This window comes from Pseudomonas sp. Irchel 3H3 (assembly GCF_900187635.1).
In the GTDB taxonomy this organism is placed as follows: domain Bacteria; phylum Pseudomonadota; class Gammaproteobacteria; order Pseudomonadales; family Pseudomonadaceae; genus Aquipseudomonas.
Map to the genome: position 1 here is coordinate 155,425 of NZ_FYEC01000006.1, position 15,960 is coordinate 171,384.

Annotated in this window: 15 protein-coding genes and 1 tRNA gene; 9 read left to right on the forward strand and 7 right to left on the reverse strand. The window is 60.8% G+C overall.

Annotation, left to right across the window (positions count from 1 at the left end):
- Positions 1–65: 65 nt before the first annotated feature.
- The 5 genes from CKW24_RS09580 (at position 66) to CKW24_RS09600 (ending at position 6,156) form a co-directional block, all read left to right on the forward strand.
- Entirely contained in the window at positions 66–1,361 is a 1,296-nt protein-coding gene (locus CKW24_RS09580) for a murein hydrolase activator EnvC (RefSeq protein WP_095167361.1), read from the forward strand.
- A 31-nt stretch (positions 1,362–1,392) separates the two neighbouring features.
- Positions 1,393–2,700: a S41 family peptidase gene (locus CKW24_RS09585; RefSeq protein ID WP_095167363.1), complete on the forward strand. Its 1,308-nt coding sequence runs from the start codon at positions 1,393–1,395 to the stop codon at positions 2,698–2,700.
- A gap of 1 nt (position 2,701) precedes the next feature.
- Complete coding sequence (locus tag CKW24_RS09590; RefSeq protein ID WP_095167365.1) at positions 2,702–3,478, forward strand: divergent polysaccharide deacetylase family protein; 777 nt, start codon at positions 2,702–2,704, stop codon at positions 3,476–3,478.
- A 103-nt stretch (positions 3,479–3,581) separates the two neighbouring features.
- Positions 3,582–4,853 (forward strand): Vps62-related protein, encoded by a 1,272-nt coding sequence (locus tag CKW24_RS09595; RefSeq protein ID WP_159987276.1) that lies wholly within the window; start codon positions 3,582–3,584, stop codon positions 4,851–4,853.
- A gap of 73 nt (positions 4,854–4,926) precedes the next feature.
- The gene (locus CKW24_RS09600; protein ID WP_095167369.1) at positions 4,927–6,156 is read left to right on the forward strand and encodes a serine protease; all 1,230 of its coding nucleotides are present in this window, start codon (positions 4,927–4,929) and stop codon (positions 6,154–6,156) included.
- Positions 6,157–6,159: 3 nt separating this feature from the next.
- On the opposite strand, the gene CKW24_RS09605 is transcribed toward CKW24_RS09600, so the two are convergent.
- The 7 genes from CKW24_RS09605 to CKW24_RS09635 form a co-directional block, all read right to left on the reverse strand.
- Positions 6,160–6,915 carry an ABC transporter substrate-binding protein gene (locus CKW24_RS09605; protein ID WP_095167371.1) on the reverse strand — a complete coding sequence of 252 codons (756 nt, stop codon included), beginning with the start codon at positions 6,913–6,915 and terminating at the stop codon, positions 6,160–6,162.
- Positions 6,916–6,981: 66 nt separating this feature from the next.
- On the reverse strand, positions 6,982–7,752 hold the full coding sequence (gene hisF, locus CKW24_RS09610; protein WP_017126987.1) for an imidazole glycerol phosphate synthase subunit HisF: 771 nt from the start codon (positions 7,750–7,752) through the stop codon (positions 6,982–6,984).
- Between the two features lie 9 nt (positions 7,753–7,761).
- Positions 7,762–8,499 (reverse strand): 1-(5-phosphoribosyl)-5-[(5-phosphoribosylamino)methylideneamino]imidazole-4-carboxamide isomerase, encoded by a 738-nt coding sequence (hisA, locus tag CKW24_RS09615; RefSeq protein ID WP_095167373.1) that lies wholly within the window; start codon positions 8,497–8,499, stop codon positions 7,762–7,764.
- Between the two features lie 42 nt (positions 8,500–8,541).
- Positions 8,542–8,799, reverse strand: a complete 258-nt coding sequence (locus tag CKW24_RS09620; RefSeq protein ID WP_095167374.1) for a DUF2164 domain-containing protein — start codon at positions 8,797–8,799, stop codon at positions 8,542–8,544.
- A complete protein-coding gene (gene hisH / locus CKW24_RS09625; RefSeq protein ID WP_095167376.1) occupies positions 8,800–9,438 on the reverse strand; it encodes an imidazole glycerol phosphate synthase subunit HisH in 639 nt (212 codons plus the stop codon).
- A complete protein-coding gene (gene hisB / locus CKW24_RS09630; protein WP_095167520.1) occupies positions 9,438–10,031 on the reverse strand; it encodes an imidazoleglycerol-phosphate dehydratase HisB in 594 nt (197 codons plus the stop codon). The genes hisH and hisB overlap by 1 nt, the downstream gene beginning before the upstream one ends.
- Positions 10,032–10,274: 243 nt before the next feature.
- Positions 10,275–11,936, reverse strand: a complete 1,662-nt coding sequence (locus CKW24_RS09635) for an OFA family MFS transporter (RefSeq protein WP_095167378.1) — start codon at positions 11,934–11,936, stop codon at positions 10,275–10,277.
- A gap of 251 nt (positions 11,937–12,187) precedes the next feature.
- On the opposite strand from CKW24_RS09635, the gene CKW24_RS09640 reads away from it, so the two are divergent.
- From CKW24_RS09640 to CKW24_RS09655, 4 genes are all read left to right on the forward strand, one after another.
- Entirely contained in the window at positions 12,188–14,413 is a 2,226-nt protein-coding gene (locus CKW24_RS09640; RefSeq protein ID WP_095167380.1) for an AsmA family protein, read from the forward strand.
- Complete coding sequence (mutY, locus tag CKW24_RS09645; RefSeq protein WP_095167382.1) at positions 14,410–15,477, forward strand: A/G-specific adenine glycosylase; 1,068 nt, start codon at positions 14,410–14,412, stop codon at positions 15,475–15,477. The genes CKW24_RS09640 and mutY overlap by 4 nt, the downstream gene beginning before the upstream one ends.
- Positions 15,474–15,746 (forward strand): oxidative damage protection protein, encoded by a 273-nt coding sequence (locus CKW24_RS09650; RefSeq protein WP_095167384.1) that lies wholly within the window; start codon positions 15,474–15,476, stop codon positions 15,744–15,746. Before mutY ends, CKW24_RS09650 begins: the two co-directional genes overlap by 4 nt.
- Before the next feature lie 103 nt (positions 15,747–15,849).
- Positions 15,850–15,925: transfer RNA gene (locus tag CKW24_RS09655), tRNA-Phe, on the forward strand.
- The last annotated feature ends 35 nt before the right edge of the window (positions 15,926–15,960 follow it).

Here is a 15,960-nt window from a genome sequence, read left to right on the forward strand (position 1 = left end):
GTTTTTTTTGCAACGCTTGCCGGGCATACTAGGCTGTCTTTTTTCCCCCGGTGTCGCCCGCCTCTATGCTCCGCGTCCTGATAGCCCTAGCTCTGACCTGCCTGCTCCAACCGGCCTTGGCTGACGAGCGCGCGCAAACCCAACAACAGTTGGACGCCACGCGTCAGGATATTGCCGAGCTGAAAAAGCTGCTGGGCAAGCTGCAGGAAGAAAAGTCCGGGGTGCAGAAGGACCTCAAGGGCACCGAGACCGAGATGGGCAAGCTCGAGAAGCAGGTCGATGCCCTGCAAAAAGAGCTGAAGAAAAGCGAATCCGAGCTGCAGCGACTCGATACCGAGAAAAAAAAACTCCAGAGCGCGCGCACTGAACAGCAACAACTGATTGCCACCCAGGCCCGCGCGGCCTATCAGAACGGTCGCCAGGAATATCTCAAGCTGCTGCTCAACCAGCAGAACCCGGAGAAATTCGCCCGCACCCTGACTTATTACGACTACCTCAGCCAGGCACGCATGGAGCAGTTGAAGAACTTCAACGAAACCCTGCGCCAACTGGCCAATGTCGAGCAGGACATCGCCCTGCAGCAAGCCCAACTGCTGGTCCAGAAAAGCAGCCTCGACAGCCAGCGCGACGAGCTGGACAAGGTCCGCAAGGAGCGCCAGCAAGTGCTGGCCAAGCTCAACACGGACGTCAAGGACCGCGACCAGAAGCTGCAGGCTCGCGAGCAGGACCAGGCCGATCTGTCCAAAGTCCTGAAAACCATTGAGGAAACCCTGGCACGCCAGGCCCGGGAGGCAGAAGAAGCGCGGCAAAAAGCGCTGATCGCCCAGCAGGAAGCGGAAAAAAAGCGTTTACGTGAGGCACAGGCCGCGGCAGACGCCCCGACCGATGCCCCACGCAAAATTACCCGACCGACACCCGGCGCCCTGGTCTCCAGCGCTGGCGAAACCTTCGGCGGGGCATTTTCTGCAACGCGGGGAAAACTTCCTTGGCCAGTTGATGGTCGATTGCTTGCCCGCTTTGGTGAAAGTCGCGGCGACGATGCCCGCACCAAGTGGGACGGCGTGATGATCAGCGCCTCCGCTGGCAGCCAAGTGCATGCCGTGCACGGCGGACGCGTGGTGTTCGCCGACTGGTTGCGGGGCGCCGGCTTGCTGGTGATTCTCGACCACGGCAACGGTTTCTTGAGCTTGTACGGCCACAATCAGACGCTGCTCAAATCGGCTGGCGACGTGGTCAAGGCCGGCGAGTCCATCTCCACTGTCGGTAACAGTGGCGGCCAGGACACGCCCGCGCTGTATTTCGCTATTCGTCAGCAGGGTCACCCGAGTGATCCGGCACAATGGTGCCGTGCGCAAGGATAAGCGCACCATCTAACTCAGGAGTTCGTTCGACATGCTGCATTTGTCCCGCCTCACTTCGCTGGCCCTGACGATCGCCCTGGTGATCGGTGCGCCCCTGGCGTTTGCCGCTGAACCGGCCTCGTCGACCTCGGCTGCGACCACCAAGGCGCCATTGCCGCTGGATGAGTTGCGTACCTTTGCCGAGGTCATGGACCGGATCAAGGCCGCGTATGTCGAGCCAGTGGACGACAAGACCCTGCTGGAAAACGCCATCAAGGGCATGCTCAGCAACCTCGACCCACACTCCGCCTACCTGGGGCCGGAAGACTTCGCCGAGCTGCAGGAAAGCACCAGCGGTGAGTTTGGCGGCCTGGGCATCGAAGTCGGCTCCGAAGACGGCTTCATCAAGGTGGTGTCGCCGATCGACGACACCCCTGCCTCCAAGGCGGGCATCCAGGCGGGCGACTTCATCGTCAAGATCAACGGCCAGCCTACCCGCGGCCAGAGCATGACCGAAGCCGTGGACAAGATGCGCGGCAAGATCGGCGAGAAAATCACCCTGACTCTGGTCCGCGACGGCGGTTCGCCGTTCGACGTGACGCTGACCCGCGCGACCATCCAGGTCAAGAGCGTGAAGGCGCAGTTGCTGGAGTCGGGCTACGGCTACATCCGCATCACCCAGTTCCAGGTCAAGACCGGCGAAGAGGTCTCCCAGGCCCTGGCCAAGCTGCGCAAGGAAAACGGCAAGAAGCTCAGCGGCATCGTGCTCGACCTGCGCAACAACCCAGGCGGTGTCCTGCAATCGGCGGTGGAAGTGGTCGACCACTTCATCACCAAGGGCCTGATCGTCTACACCAAGGGCCGGATCGCCAACTCCGAACTGCGCTTCTCGGCCACCGGCAAGGACGAAAGCGAAGCAGTGCCGATGGTGGTGCTGATCAACGGCGGCAGCGCCTCGGCCTCGGAAATTGTCGCAGGTGCCCTGCAGGACCAGAAACGTGCAGTCGTGATGGGCACCACCAGTTTCGGCAAGGGCTCGGTGCAAACCGTGTTGCCACTGAACAACGACCGCGCGCTGAAGATCACCACCGCACTGTACTTCACCCCGAACGGGCGCTCGATCCAGGCCCAGGGCATCGTTCCGGACATCGAAGTGCGTCGGGCCAAGATCACCAGCGAGCAGGACAGCGAGTACTTCAAGGAAGCTGACCTGCAAGGCCACCTGGGCAATGGCAACGGCGGCGCCGACAAGCCAAGCGGCTCCGGCGGCAAGGCCAAGCCGATGCCACAGGACGACGACTACCAACTGGCCCAGGCGCTGAGCCTGCTCAAGGGCCTGAGCATTACCCGCGGCCGCTGAGATGCGCCTGCGGTTGCTCCTCGGCCTGCTGTGCTGCCTGGCCGGCGTTGCCCATGCAACGCCCGGGCAGGCGCCACCCCACAAGGCCTACCTGAGCCTGATCATCGATGACCTGGGGCAGAACCTGCCCCGGGACCGCCGCGTGCTGGCGCTGCCCGGACCAGTCACCGCAGCGATCATGCCCGACACCCCCCACGCCGCTGAATTTGCCCGCGAGGCCCACCGCGCTGGCAAGATCGTCATCCTGCACATGCCCATGGACCCAGCCACCGGCCCGTTCGCCTGGCACCCCGAACTGCCCGTCGAAGAACTGCGCAAGCGCCTGGACGCTGCGTTCAAGGCCGTCCCCTTCACCGCCGGCATCAACAATCACATGGGCAGCCGCATGACCGCCCAGCGACCGGCCATGGCCTGGTTGATGGCCGAGCTGCAACGCCGGCACAAGCTTTTCGTCGACAGCCGCACCAGCGCCCAGACCGTCGCCGCCGCCGAGGCACAGAAGATCGGCCTGGCCAGCGCTTCACGCGATGTGTTCCTCGACGACGAACGCACCGAAGCGGCGATCTACAACCAACTGCAGAGCGCCATAAGCCTGGCGCGCAAACAGGGTTCGGCGGTGATGATCGGCCATCCCTACCCGCAGACCCTGGCAGTGCTGGAACGCGAGCTGCCCAAGCTCAAGGCCCAGGGCATCGACTGGATTGATATCCGGCAGATGATCAGCGTGCGCGGCAATCGCGCCATGACTGCCCATGGCAAAGATGGGATTTATCGCTAACCAGCAGCGGGCCACTACATAGTTACCGCCAGGCGTCTCAGCCAATTCTGGATATTGAAACCCGCAGCCCAATTGGGCTGCCTTTCAATTACCAGGAATGACCATGAACCCACATGAAGATGACGCGGCACCCTCAAGGCCAATGGAATCAATCAAAGTTGAAAACCTGCTGATCAACTTTACGACAGAATTTCTCCGGATCTGGGATAACAAAGGCTCACGCTCGAAACCCGGTGGCTTTTGGCGCCCCAGCCCTGCCCCTGACTCGCTGCCAGGCTTTTTCCCACTCGGTGACCTCGCCGTATCCGGCCACGACAACATCAATAATCGAAGAGTAGTGGCCGTCGTTTGCGAAGGCGAGCCGCCAAGTGCTGGCGCTAACCAGGGCAAGGCACTGAGCAAGCCCGATGATTTTGAACAGGTCTGGAAAGACACGGGCTCAGGCGCCAAAACGGACTGTTCAATATGGCGCCCCGTACCACCTGAGGGCTACGTGGCACTTGGGTTGGTGTGCGCTGACGGTCTCGATAAACCTTCAGTCAACTCCGTGCGTTGCGTGCGGGCAGATCTTGTCGTGGCGGCATCCATCGACACAATGATCTGGAGCGACAAGGGCAGTCGCGCCAAGCAGGACTTCAGCGTGTGGAGTGTCCTGCCACCGGTCGCGGCCGCAGGAGAGATTCATTTTGCGCCAGGCACATTCGTCGGCGTCAACAGCTATACCAAACCAGCAACGCACGCCGCCGCGCATGCACTGCGCATGCGCATTTCGCTCAAAGCCGAACCTTCGCCAGTGCCTCCGTCCCTGACCGGATACGAACCCCCCACCTCAAGCCAATCCGCCACAGTCACCCAGACTGCGCGGCTCCCCTGGTTCGCGATCAAGGATCCCAACCTGAGCGCCTTCGAGCAGTTTCGTACTTCTCCCTACTACCTATTACATAGAAAAGAGAAGTACGTATTGATCGGCCACGGCCATAACACCAGCTCCTCGGGAAAAACCTTCAAATGGATCGATGAGGCACCCACCGCCGAAAGCCTCGAAACCTTCTCTCGACTGACCTCTGTCGAGGTAGGAGTGGAATGGAGCTCCAGGTTGCCGGAATTTTCCATATCGCTGCCACCGACCTTTTCAGTCGAGTTCTCGGCAAAACTGGGCAACAGTTTCTCCCCCGTCGGCACCCAGAACAGCAGGTTGATCGGCCCCCTGGCGACACACGTGGTTACCATCGTTGCGAAGAAGCGCGTCGTCGCGGTTTATCGCACACAGTTTGACTACCAATTGCTACGCAGCAACGGCACACAAGTGGCAAGCGAGGGCAGTTACTCGGACTACGACAAACTGCATTTGAGCGAATATCCGCCGGAACAGTAACCGGACTGCGGCCGGCACCTCGCCGGGGGCCGGCGAGAGCGCTCACCTTGAATTTCATCACCAAGGAATGGACATGAATTACCTCAGCTTCGCGGGCCTGATCGGCTTGTTAGCTATTTGCGCAGTGCAGGCCCGCGATCTGGGCGAAGGCGCCGTAAACGACTCACCGTCTAGGGCACTGCAAAACAGCGAACATCTTTATGAAATCTGGAGCGGCGTGGGACGACTCAGTCTCCAATCGGGCGAGACTTGCAGCGCCGTTCTACTGGACACGCGTAACAGACAAGGCCAAGCCAGCGGCCCTGCTTACCTGCTCACCAGCGGTCATTGCGTGTTCTTTCAGTACGGTTCGGCGCGGACCAATCTGCCTTTGAAGGCCAGCGTCACCTTCCACTACTTTCATGACATGCCACAGCGTATGCGCCGATACACCATCCAAACTGCCCGATGGAGCAGTCTGGTCGGGACCGATCTTGCAGTACTGGAGGTCGACGCGACATTGGCGTCGCTGATACAGGCCGGGGTCAACCCGCTCAAGCTGGCGTCCCATCAAACCTACGAGAGTCAGGATGCGCTTAACATTGGCGCGCCGAGCGGCTTTACCGAACAAGGGCTTCGATTGAGTGCCTGTGCTGAACAAACCGCCGGAACGTTCATCGATCACCCCGGGGTGTTCCCTTCGGCTATGAAAAACAGTTGCGACCTTCACGCTGGCAGCTCCGGTAGCCCGATGCTGAACCGCCGCACCAATGAAATCACCGGCATCGTCAGTAAAGTCGCGGTCTCGCGCAATACACCCGAACCGCCTGGTTGTGAGCATTCGACGTCTTGCAAGGCAGCCCGTTTCAACTACAGCTACTCGGCCAACTTTCTGCACAAGTGCTTTATTGACGGTGTCTTCACCAGCGATGGGGCGGACTGTTCCCTGGAACCGGTCGAACTGACTGTCTCGGAGCCCTGGAATCTCAAGTCATACGTTCATAGAACACAAAATGCGGACGGACAGCTCGTATTGCCTACGTGGGATTTCAGGTTCTCCCTCGAGGTGCCCTTCTATCGCTACAAAACGGTCCATAACGCCAGGGACTGCAAGGCGCCCGACAATTACAGCGCCGCTGTCAGCACTGAAGACGCTTACATCAATACTGAAATCGGGCCACAAAACGGCACACATGCACTCTGCATTATTGGCATCAGTTCTGAGGAACAGCACCTGACAAGGGCGACATTGAATAACGTGTTTACAAGTGCCGTGTACTTGAGCGCGACGCCAGCCGCTCCGTCTCAGGTGGTATCGAAGTGATGGTTACAGATACTTCGCCATGATGTCGTCCACCACGCCTTCTTTGCGCAGCTGATCCAGCGCTGCCTGAAGCTTGGCGACGGTTTCATCCGGCACGTCTTTATTCAACGCCAGATACAACTGCGCGCTGTGGAAACGCAGGACCGTCTTGAGGCCCGTGACCCCGTCCTGGCGCGCCAGATAGCGCCCGGCAGGGTCCCCGGTGGCCCACAGGTCAATCTGGCCATTGAGCAGTTTTTTCGCGTTGTCCTGATCGCGCAGCACCACGATCGGCTTGAGTCCCTGCTTGGCCAATGTCTCGGCGATGGCGTCGCCCTTGTAGGCGCCGATCTTGTATTTGCGCGCATCTTCCAGGGTCTGCAGGGTGATTTTGCTGTCGGCCTTGGCCAGCATGATCCAGTCGTCCGGACCAATAGGGCCGACCCACTTGAAGAGGTTTTCGCGGTCGGGCAAGCGCGCCATGACGAACACCCCGTATCCGGGATTTTCCAGGGCGAGTTTGTAGACTCGCTCCCAGGGGAAACGCAGAGTCAGGCTGTAGGTGATGTTGGCCCGCTTTAACATCTCGCGAACGATGTCCACGGCGATGCCATTGATGTTCTCGTCCTGAGCGAAGTTTTTGCCGTTCTTCGCCATGTTGTAGGGCGGGAAGTTTTCCGTCAGCAAGACCAGGTCGATATCGGTTTTTTCAGCGGCCCGTAGCACGCCGCAGAACAGTAACGAAGTACTGGCAAGAACGAGGAAAAGGCGTCTGAGCATGTCGGCTACCGCAATCCATTGGCGTGCCCAAGCTTGCCTTGAGCCCGCCATGCTGTCCACTGGCCTTTATCGAACCACAATCCCGCGCGCCGCCATGTAGGCCTTCGCTTCCGGCACGGTGTATTCGCCGAAGTGAAAGATACTGGCCGCCAACACTGCACTGGCGTGACCTTCGAGGATACCGTCAGCCAAGTGCTGCAGATTGCCGACGCCGCCGGAAGCGATCACCGGGATTCCCAGGGCATCACTGATGGCGCGGGTCACGCCCAGGTCGAAGCCGTTTTTCATGCCGTCCTGGTCCATGCTGGTCAGGAGGATTTCCCCGGCCCCCAGGCCTTCCATCTTCTTCGCCCACTCCACCGCATCCAGCCCGGTGGGTTTGCGCCCGCCATGGGTGAAGATTTCCCAGCGTGGGGTTTCGCCCGGCAGGGAGACTTTCTTCGCGTCGATGGCCACGACGATGCACTGTGAGCCGAAATGCTGCGCGGCTTCGCCGACGAACTCCGGGTTGAACACCGCCGCGGTGTTGATCGAGACCTTGTCCGCACCGGCATTGAGCAGGTTGCGAATGTCTTGCACGGTGCGTACACCACCGCCCACGGTCAGCGGGATGAACACCTGGCTGGCCATGCGCTCGACGGTATGCAAAGTAGTGTCGCGGCCATCGACGCTGGCGGTGATGTCGAGAAAGGTAATCTCGTCGGCACCCTGCTCGTCGTAGCGACGAGCGATTTCCACCGGGTCGCCGGCGTCACGGATGTTTTCGAACTTCACACCTTTGACGACCCGGCCGTTGTCCACGTCCAGGCAAGGGATGATGCGTTTGGCCAGCGCCATGGTCAGTCCTCAGCCTTGGTACGAGTCGCAGAAGGCTTGCGCCTCGGCGACGTCGAGGGTGCCTTCGTAGATCGCCCGGCCGGTGATGGCGCCGATGATGCCCGGTGCGCGAGCGTCGAGCAGCGACTTGATGTCACCCAGGTTGTGGATACCGCCGGAGGCAATTACCGGAATCCGGGTGGCCGCAGCCAGGGCAGCGGTGTACGACACGTTGCAACCCTGCATCATGCCGTCTTTGGCGATGTCGGTATAAACGATGGCAGACACGCCATCGGATTCGAATTGCTTGGCCAGGTCGATGACGTTCACGGTGCTGATTTCAGCCCAGCCGTCAGTGGCGACAAAACCGTCCTTGGCGTCCAGGCCAACAATCACCTTGCCCGCAAATGCGCGGCAGGCTTCGGCGACGAAGGCCGGATCTTTGACTGCCTTGGTGCCGATGATCACGTAGCTCACGCCTGCCTTGACGTAATGCTCGATGGTTTCCAGCGAGCGGATGCCACCGCCGATCTGGATCGGCAGGTTCGGGTAGCGCTTGGCGATGGCGGTCACTACTTCGCCGTTGACCGGCTGGCCTTCGAACGCGCCGTTCAGGTCGACCAGATGCAGACGACGGCAACCGCCCTCTACCCACTTGGCTGCCATGCTCACCGGGTCATCGGAGAACACTGTGGAATCTTCCATGCGGCCCTGGCGCAGACGTACACAGGCACCGTCCTTGAGATCGATAGCGGGAATAATCAGCATCTGGCAAACCTTCAAATTCGATTTTTCAGCATTGCTCGGAAATCAGTTTTTCTCGAGCGCCCACAGGTCGCTTTCGATGCTTTCAAACCTCTCTTTGAGGTGTGTCTGCACATCGAAAATCGCCCTGTTGTAATAGTGCGGAGCAATTTCGCGGGTAAACAGCTCAAGGATTTCGCCCGCTTCGAACGAACCCAGGTCCAGTTCGAAGCGGTCCTCCATGAAGCGCTTGATCTTGTGATTGGCCTCGTTCTCCTGTTCAGGAGTGAGGGTCAGGATCGGCGGCTTCTTCTTCACGGCCATTTACCAGCGACCATCCCACGCCGCGAAGTTCTGCAGCAATTGCAGGCCATGGGTATGGCTCTTCTCAGGGTGGAACTGCACCGCGAAACGCGAGCCTTCGGCCAGCGCAGCGGCGAAGTCGACGCCGTAGTGAGCGCCACCGACCACCTGCCGCGGGTTACCGGCGGCGATGTAGTAGCTGTGCACAAAATAGAAGCGCGCCAGGTCCGGGATGTTGTGCCACAGCGGGTGATCCACCACCTGTTGCACTTCGTTCCAGCCCATGTGCGGGACTTTCAGGTGTTCGCCGTCTTCATGCAGGCCCTTGCCGAAGAACTTCACCGCACCTGGAAACAGGCCGATGCAGTCGACGCCGTCATTCTCTTCACTGTGTTCGAGCAGGGCTTGCATGCCGACACAAATGCCGAGGAACGGACGGTCCTGGCTGACTTCGCGCACCAGCGAGTCGAAGCCCAGGCGACGGATCTCGGCCATGCAATCGCGAATCGCGCCAACACCGGGGAAAACCACCCGGTCGGCTTCGCGAATCACATTGGCATCGCTGGTGATCAGCACCTTGCCGGCACCTACGTGTTCGAGGGCCTTGGCCACCGAGTGCAGGTTACCCATGCCGTAATCGATAACCGCGACCGTCTGCATTACAGAACGCCCTTGGTCGAAGGCATTTGCCCGGCCATGCGCTCATCGAGCTCGACGGCCATGCGCAGGGCGCGGCCGAAAGCCTTGAACACGGTTTCGATCTGGTGGTGGGTGTTGGTGCCACGCAGGTTGTCGATGTGCAGGCTGACGTTGGCGTGGTTGACGAATCCCTGGAAAAATTCCTGGAACAGGTCGACGTCAAAACCACCCACGGTTGCGCGGGTATAGGGAACATGCATCTGCAAGCCAGGACGGCCGGAGAAGTCGATCACCACGCGCGACAGCGCTTCATCGAGCGGCACATAGGCGTGGCCGTAGCGACGGATGCCTTTCTTGTCGCCGATGGCTTTGCTGAAGGCTTGCCCCAAGGTGATACCGACGTCTTCCACGGTGTGGTGGTCGTCGATATGCAGGTCGCCCTTGCACTCGATATCCAGGTCGATCAGCCCGTGTCGGGCGATCTGGTCCAGCATGTGCTCAAGAAAAGGTACACCGATATTAAATCGGGCCTTTCCGGTGCCATCCAGGTTGATCGAGGCTTTGATCTGGGTTTCCAGAGTGTCGCGCTCGACGGACGCCATACGTTCGGCCATCACCAGCTCCGCAAAATCATTGGGCGAAAAAGGCATCCATTATAGGCACGGCGGCAGCAAACAGAAACACGCCAAATGATATCCCTGACCGGTTGAAGCCAATGTGGCCGGGGATATACCTGTCATGACATGTATGAACCTGAGCGCTGTCGAGCGTGGTGTATCAGGCACACCGCGCTGCCGTTTGTCGCGAGCAAGCGTTGCTCCGACGGGGTTCGCGGTGTGCCGGGTAGTGCGCGTTGACTAGTGAAACAGCACTGCCGTCTTCTGCAGGGTCACCCACACGCCCCACGCCAGCGGAATCCCCACCACCAGCCAGGCCGCCACGGCCAACGGCACGCTGGCCGACGACGCCTTCCACTCCAGCACCGTAGTGCTGTCGGCGCCTTTGTCGTGCCCCAGGGCCTGTTCTGCTGCGAGCTCGGCGTCGGTCATGAAGTACTTGTCTGCCACTGGACGCACCAGCAGGTTGCAGAGGAACCCCAGCACCAGCAAGCCGGCGAGAATGTACAAGGTGATGTCATAGGCCGCTGCACGCTCGACGCCGATGCTCAACTGATACTCACGCAGGTAGTTCACCAGCACCGGGCCAAGCACGCCCGCTGCCGCCCAGGCCGTCAGCAGGCGACCGTGGATCGCCCCGACCATCTGGGTGCCGAACAGGTCGGCCAGGTACGCCGGCACCGTGGCGAAACCACCGCCGTACATCGACAAAATGATGCAGAACGCGGCGACGAACAGCGAGACGTTGCCCAGATGCCCGAGGTTCGGGATCAGCGCATACAGGGCAAAACCCAGGGCGAAGAACACAAAGTAGGTGTTTTTGCGCCCCAGGTAGTCGGAGAACGACGCCCAGAAGAACCGCCCGCCAATGTTGAACAGACTCAGCAACCCGGTAAAACCGGCGGCGATGGCCGCGATCGAGGCCAGTTGCCCGGCGTCCAGTTGACCGAATGCCAAATCGTTACCCAGCAACTTGCCGCCAAACACTTCTTGCAGCAGCGGCGAGGCCATGCCGAGAATGCCGATCCCGGCCGATACATTGAGGCACAACACCAGCCATACCAGGCGGAACTGCGGGGTTTTCCACGCCACATTCACGTGCACGTGACGATAGGTAATCATCGCGTTGGCGACTTTTTTCGCCGGCGGGGTCCAGCCCTCAGGCTTCCAGCCGGTCGGCGGCACGCGGTACGACAGCGCCCCGCCGATCATGAACACGAAGTAAATCGCCGCCATCACCAGGAAGCTCTGCCAGACGCCGACTCCGCCTGGCGAGGCGAAATGCCCCATCAACGCGGCTGCCAGCGGCGCACCGACCATGGCCCCGCCACCAAATCCCATGATCGCCATGCCGGTGGCCATGCCGCGCTTGTCCGGGAACCACTTGATCAGGGTCGACACCGGGGAGATGTAGCCCAGGCCCAGGCCGATCCCACCGATCACCCCGGAACCGAGCCACATCAGCCAGATCTGGTGGGTATAGATACCCAGCGCGGAAACCAACAGGCCACCACACCAGCACAGTGCCGACACCACACCGGCCTTGCGCGGCCCGGCATGTTCCAGCCAGCCGCCCCAGATAGCCGCCGAACAACCGAGAAAGATGAAAAACAGGGTGTAGATCCAGCCGAGCATCGAGATCGGCCAGTCACACTGGGACGAGAACACCTGGGCGATAAAGCTCAAGTCCGGCGCGCACGCTACGGGCGCGGTCACACCCAGGGCCTTGGACAGCGGTAGCCAAAACACCGAAAAGCCATAGGCCATGCCGATGCACAGGTGAATGGCCAGTGCGGCCGGTGGCACCAGCCAGCGGTTGAAACCGGGCTTGGCGATGATGCGTTCCTTGGACAGGAACGTTGGCGGGGGCGCAATAATGCCCGCCTCGGTGCTCGTGCTCATGTGTGTTTCCCCCAATTATTAGTATGGTTCGCCCGCCACTCCTCACCCACAGCCTTGTTTGCACATTGGCATGGCCGTTTTATCGAGTGAGGGTGCGTCTGGCGCGACAACCGGTCGCAGCGAGGCAGGCGGACGGGCGAAGATTACCATTTGCCCGTGAGAGAAAAACCAGTCACTGACCAGTCGTCAGTTTCGGAGCGCTATACTCCCCCGCTAAATTTCGAATTCGACTCTCTACAAGGACTCGCCCCATGAAAGCGTTCGGCAAAATCCTGGGTCTGGTACTTCTCGGGCTGTTGCTGGTCATTGTGGCCCTGGGCTTTGCCCTGACCCACTTCTTTGATCCCAATGACTACAAAGACGAGATTCGCCAGATTGCCCGCGACAAGGCCCACATCGAGCTGACGCTCAATGGCGACATCGGCTGGAGCCTGTTCCCCTGGCTCGGCCTGGAACTGCACGAAGCCAGTGTCGCGACCCTGAGCAACCCCAAGGCACCGTTCGCCGACCTGCAGATGCTCGGTCTTTCGGTGCGGGTCCTGCCGTTGCTGCGCCGCGAAGTACAGATGAGCGATGTCCGGGTCGAAGGCCTGAACCTGCGCCTGAACCGCGACAAGGATGGCCACGGCAACTGGGAAGACATCGGCAAGGCCGTGCCGGTCGCGGGCCAGCCCGAGGTAGCGGCGACCAGCAGCGACACCACTGCCAGCGCTCCGGTCCCGACAGAGAAACCCGCCCAGCCGATTCGCCTCGATATCGACAGCCTGACCGTGAATAACGCCCGGGTGGAGTACACCGACGAGCGCACCGGTAAACAATTCACCGCCGAGAGCATCCAGCTGAGCACCGGGCCCGTGCACGATGCGACCAATATCGACGTCAAGTTGACCGCGTTCCTCGCCAGTAACCAACCCGCACTGCGGGTGCGCACCGAGCTCAATGGCGAACTGCGCTTCGAACGCGCGCTGCAGCGCTACAAGTTCGAAGACATGAAGGTGTCAGGCGAACTGACCGGCGAACCGCTGCAAGGCAAGGCCGTAACCTTTGCCGCCCAAGGGCAGGTATTCCTCGATAAAGCGGCGAACGTCGCCGAATGGACGGGCATCAAGCTGTCCGTCAATCAATTGCGCGCCCTCGGTGAACTGAAGGCCAATGACCTCGACAAGACCCCGCAAATCAGCGGCGCCCTGTCGATCGCCCAGTTCGACCTGGCCAAGTTTGTCGACAGCATCGGCCAGAAACTCCCGGCCATGGCCGAGGGCAGCCTGAGCAAAGTCGAACTGGTCAGCCGCCTGGCCGCAACCCCCACCAGCCTGTCGCTGGACAACATCAACCTGAAACTCGACGACAGCACCTTCAGTGGCCGCATCGCCGTCGAAGACTTCGCCAAACAAGCGCTGCGCGTGCAGCTCAAGGCCGACACCTTCAACGCTGATCGCTACCTGCCGCCCAAGTCCGCCGATGCCAACAGTGCAGCGGTGGCCCGCCAGGCGGAAGTCAGCAGCACCGAAGCCGATGCCCTGGCCGGCGCCGGCAGCACGCCCCTGCCCAACGCCCCGACCAAGGGTGCGTGGAGTAACGACAAGCTGATCCCGGCCGAGCGCCTGAGCAAGCTCGACCTCGACGCTGACCTGACCTTCGGCCAACTGACCCTCAGCCAACTGCCAATCCACAACGCAGCCCTCAAGGCCACCGGCCAGGGCGGCTTGCTGACCCTGCAAAACCTCAGTGGCGAGCTGTACAACGGCACCTTCAACGCCAAGGGCACCCTCGATGTGCGCCAGCCGGTGCCGGCCTTGAGCATGCAGACGGCGATCAACCGGGTGCCTGCGGAAAAAATTCTCGAGAGCCAAGGCAAAAACCCACCGGTCAAGGGCCTGATCACGCTCAACAGCCAGCTCACCGCCAACGGCAACAGCCAGAAAACTCTGATCGACAGCCTCAACGGCAACGCCAGCTTCGTCATCAACAATGGCGTGCTGCTCAACGCCAACCTCGAACAGCAATTGTGCAAAGGCATCGCCACCCTCAACCGCAAGACCCTCAGCGGCGAGCCACGGGGCAAGGACACGCCGTTCCAGGAACTCAAGGGCAACCTGACCTTGCGTAATGGCGTCGCCAGCAATCCAGACCTGAAAGTGCGTATCCCGGGGATGACCGTCAACGGCAACGGCGACGTCGACCTGCGCGTGCTGGGCATGGATTACCGCGTCGGCATCATTGTCGAAGGCGACCAGCGCGACATGCCGGACCCGGCCTGCCAGGTTGGCGAGAAATTCGTCGGTATCGAGTGGCCGCTGCGCTGCCGCGGCCCACTGGAGCTCGGCGCCAAGGCCTGCCGCCTGGACAACGAGCGCCTCGGCCAGGTCGCCAGCAAACTGGCCGGCGACAAGCTCAGTGAGAAAATCGATGAAAAACTCGGCGACAAAGTCAGCCCGGAACTGAAGAACGCGCTCAAGGGGCTGTTCAAACGATGAGAGCCGAGCAATTTTCAACGGCGGTGCTGGACTGGTACGACCGCCACGGCCGCCATGACCTGCCCTGGCAACAGGGCATCACCCCCTACCGGGTGTGGGTCTCGGAAATCATGCTGCAGCAGACCCAGGTCAGCACTGTGCTGAACTACTTCGACCGTTTCATGGCGTCGTTGCCCACGGTCCAGGACCTGGCCGCCGCACCGGAAGATGAAGTGCTGCACCTGTGGACCGGGCTGGGCTACTACACCCGCGCGCGCAATTTGCAAAAGACCGCGAAGATCGTCGTCGAGCAGTACGGCGGCGAATTCCCCCAGGACGTGGAAAAACTCACCGACCTGCCGGGAATCGGCCTGTCCACCGCGGGCGCCATCGCCAGCCTGAGCATGGGCCTGCGGGCGCCGATCCTCGACGGCAACGTCAAGCGGGTGCTGGCGCGCTTTACCGCACAAGAGGGTTATCCAGGCGAGCCCAAGGTTGCCAAGCAGCTGTGGGCCACCGCCGAACGCTTCACCCCCCACGACCGCGTAAACGCCTACACCCAGGCGATGATGGACATGGGCGCAACGCTTTGCACCCGCAGCAAGCCAAGCTGCCTGCTGTGCCCGCTGGAAAAGGGCTGTGAAGCGCACATGCTCGGCCTGGAAACCCGCTACCCGATCCCCAAGCCGCGCAAAACCGTACCCCAGAAACGTACGCTGATGCCGCTGCTGGCCAACCGCGACGGCGCCATCCTGCTTTACCGGCGCCCCTCCACCGGCCTTTGGGGCGGTTTATGGAGCCTGCCGGAGCTGGATGACTTCGGCGACCTGGAGCACCTGGCCCTGCAACACTCGCTGCAACTGGGCAAACACACCGAGCTGCCGAACCTGATCCACACCTTCAGTCATTTCCAGTTGGCCATCGAACCCTGGCTGGTTCAGGTCGAGGAGGCCGGCCATCACGTGGCCGAGGCCGACTGGCTCTGGTATAACCTCGCCACCCCGCCGCGCCTGGGCCTCGCCGCCCCGGTGAAAAAACTGCTCAAGCGCGCGGCCGACGTATTGAACGCAGGAGAGTCGTCATGACCCGCACCATCATGTGCCGCAAGTACAACGAAGAACTGCCGGGCCTGGAGCGCGCGCCCTTCCCGGGTGCCAAAGGCCAGGACATTTTTGACCACGTATCGCAAAAGGCCTGGGCCGACTGGCAAAAACACCAGACCCTGCTGATCAACGAAAAACGCTTGAACATGATGAACGCCGAAGACCGCAAATATCTTCAGGGCGAGATGGACAAGTTCTTCTCCGGCGAGGATTACGCCAAAGCCGAAGGCTACGTGCCGCCCGCTGAGTAATTGCATAGATACCGGGGTCGGATCGTAAGCGACGGTAATAATTAAAATTTTTTTGAAAACTTGCTTGACGACCCCCTGAAAAACCAGTTTAATGCGCCCCGTTGCCCAGATAGCTCAGTCGGTAGAGCAGGGGATTGAAAATCCCCGTGTCGGCGGTTCGATTCCGTCTCTGGGCACCAAATACCGAAAACCCTGAATCGCAAGATTCAGGGTT

Bases quoted from the DNA above. Each gene is read 5' to 3' on its own strand.
- CKW24_RS09580 (WP_095167361.1), top strand. From the start codon at position 66: ATGCTCCGCGTCCTGATAGCCCTAGCTCTGACCTGCCTGCTCCAACCG.
- CKW24_RS09585 (WP_095167363.1), top strand. From the start codon at position 1,393: ATGCTGCATTTGTCCCGCCTCACTTCGCTGGCCCTGACGATCGCCCTG.
- CKW24_RS09590 (WP_095167365.1), top strand. From the start codon at position 2,702: ATGCGCCTGCGGTTGCTCCTCGGCCTGCTGTGCTGCCTGGCCGGCGTT.
- CKW24_RS09595 (WP_159987276.1), top strand. From the start codon at position 3,582: ATGAACCCACATGAAGATGACGCGGCACCCTCAAGGCCAATGGAATCA.
- CKW24_RS09600 (WP_095167369.1), top strand. From the start codon at position 4,927: ATGAATTACCTCAGCTTCGCGGGCCTGATCGGCTTGTTAGCTATTTGC.
- CKW24_RS09605 (WP_095167371.1), bottom strand. From the start codon at position 6,915: ATGCTCAGACGCCTTTTCCTCGTTCTTGCCAGTACTTCGTTACTGTTC.
- hisF (WP_017126987.1), bottom strand. From the start codon at position 7,752: ATGGCGCTGGCCAAACGCATCATCCCTTGCCTGGACGTGGACAACGGC.
- hisA (WP_095167373.1), bottom strand. From the start codon at position 8,499: ATGCTGATTATTCCCGCTATCGATCTCAAGGACGGTGCCTGTGTACGT.
- CKW24_RS09620 (WP_095167374.1), bottom strand. From the start codon at position 8,799: ATGGCCGTGAAGAAGAAGCCGCCGATCCTGACCCTCACTCCTGAACAG.
- hisH (WP_095167376.1), bottom strand. From the start codon at position 9,438: ATGCAGACGGTCGCGGTTATCGATTACGGCATGGGTAACCTGCACTCG.
- hisB (WP_095167520.1), bottom strand. From the start codon at position 10,031: ATGGCCGAACGTATGGCGTCCGTCGAGCGCGACACTCTGGAAACCCAG.
- CKW24_RS09635 (WP_095167378.1), bottom strand. From the start codon at position 11,936: ATGAGCACGAGCACCGAGGCGGGCATTATTGCGCCCCCGCCAACGTTC.
- CKW24_RS09640 (WP_095167380.1), top strand. From the start codon at position 12,188: ATGAAAGCGTTCGGCAAAATCCTGGGTCTGGTACTTCTCGGGCTGTTG.
- mutY (WP_095167382.1), top strand. From the start codon at position 14,410: ATGAGAGCCGAGCAATTTTCAACGGCGGTGCTGGACTGGTACGACCGC.
- CKW24_RS09650 (WP_095167384.1), top strand. From the start codon at position 15,474: ATGACCCGCACCATCATGTGCCGCAAGTACAACGAAGAACTGCCGGGC.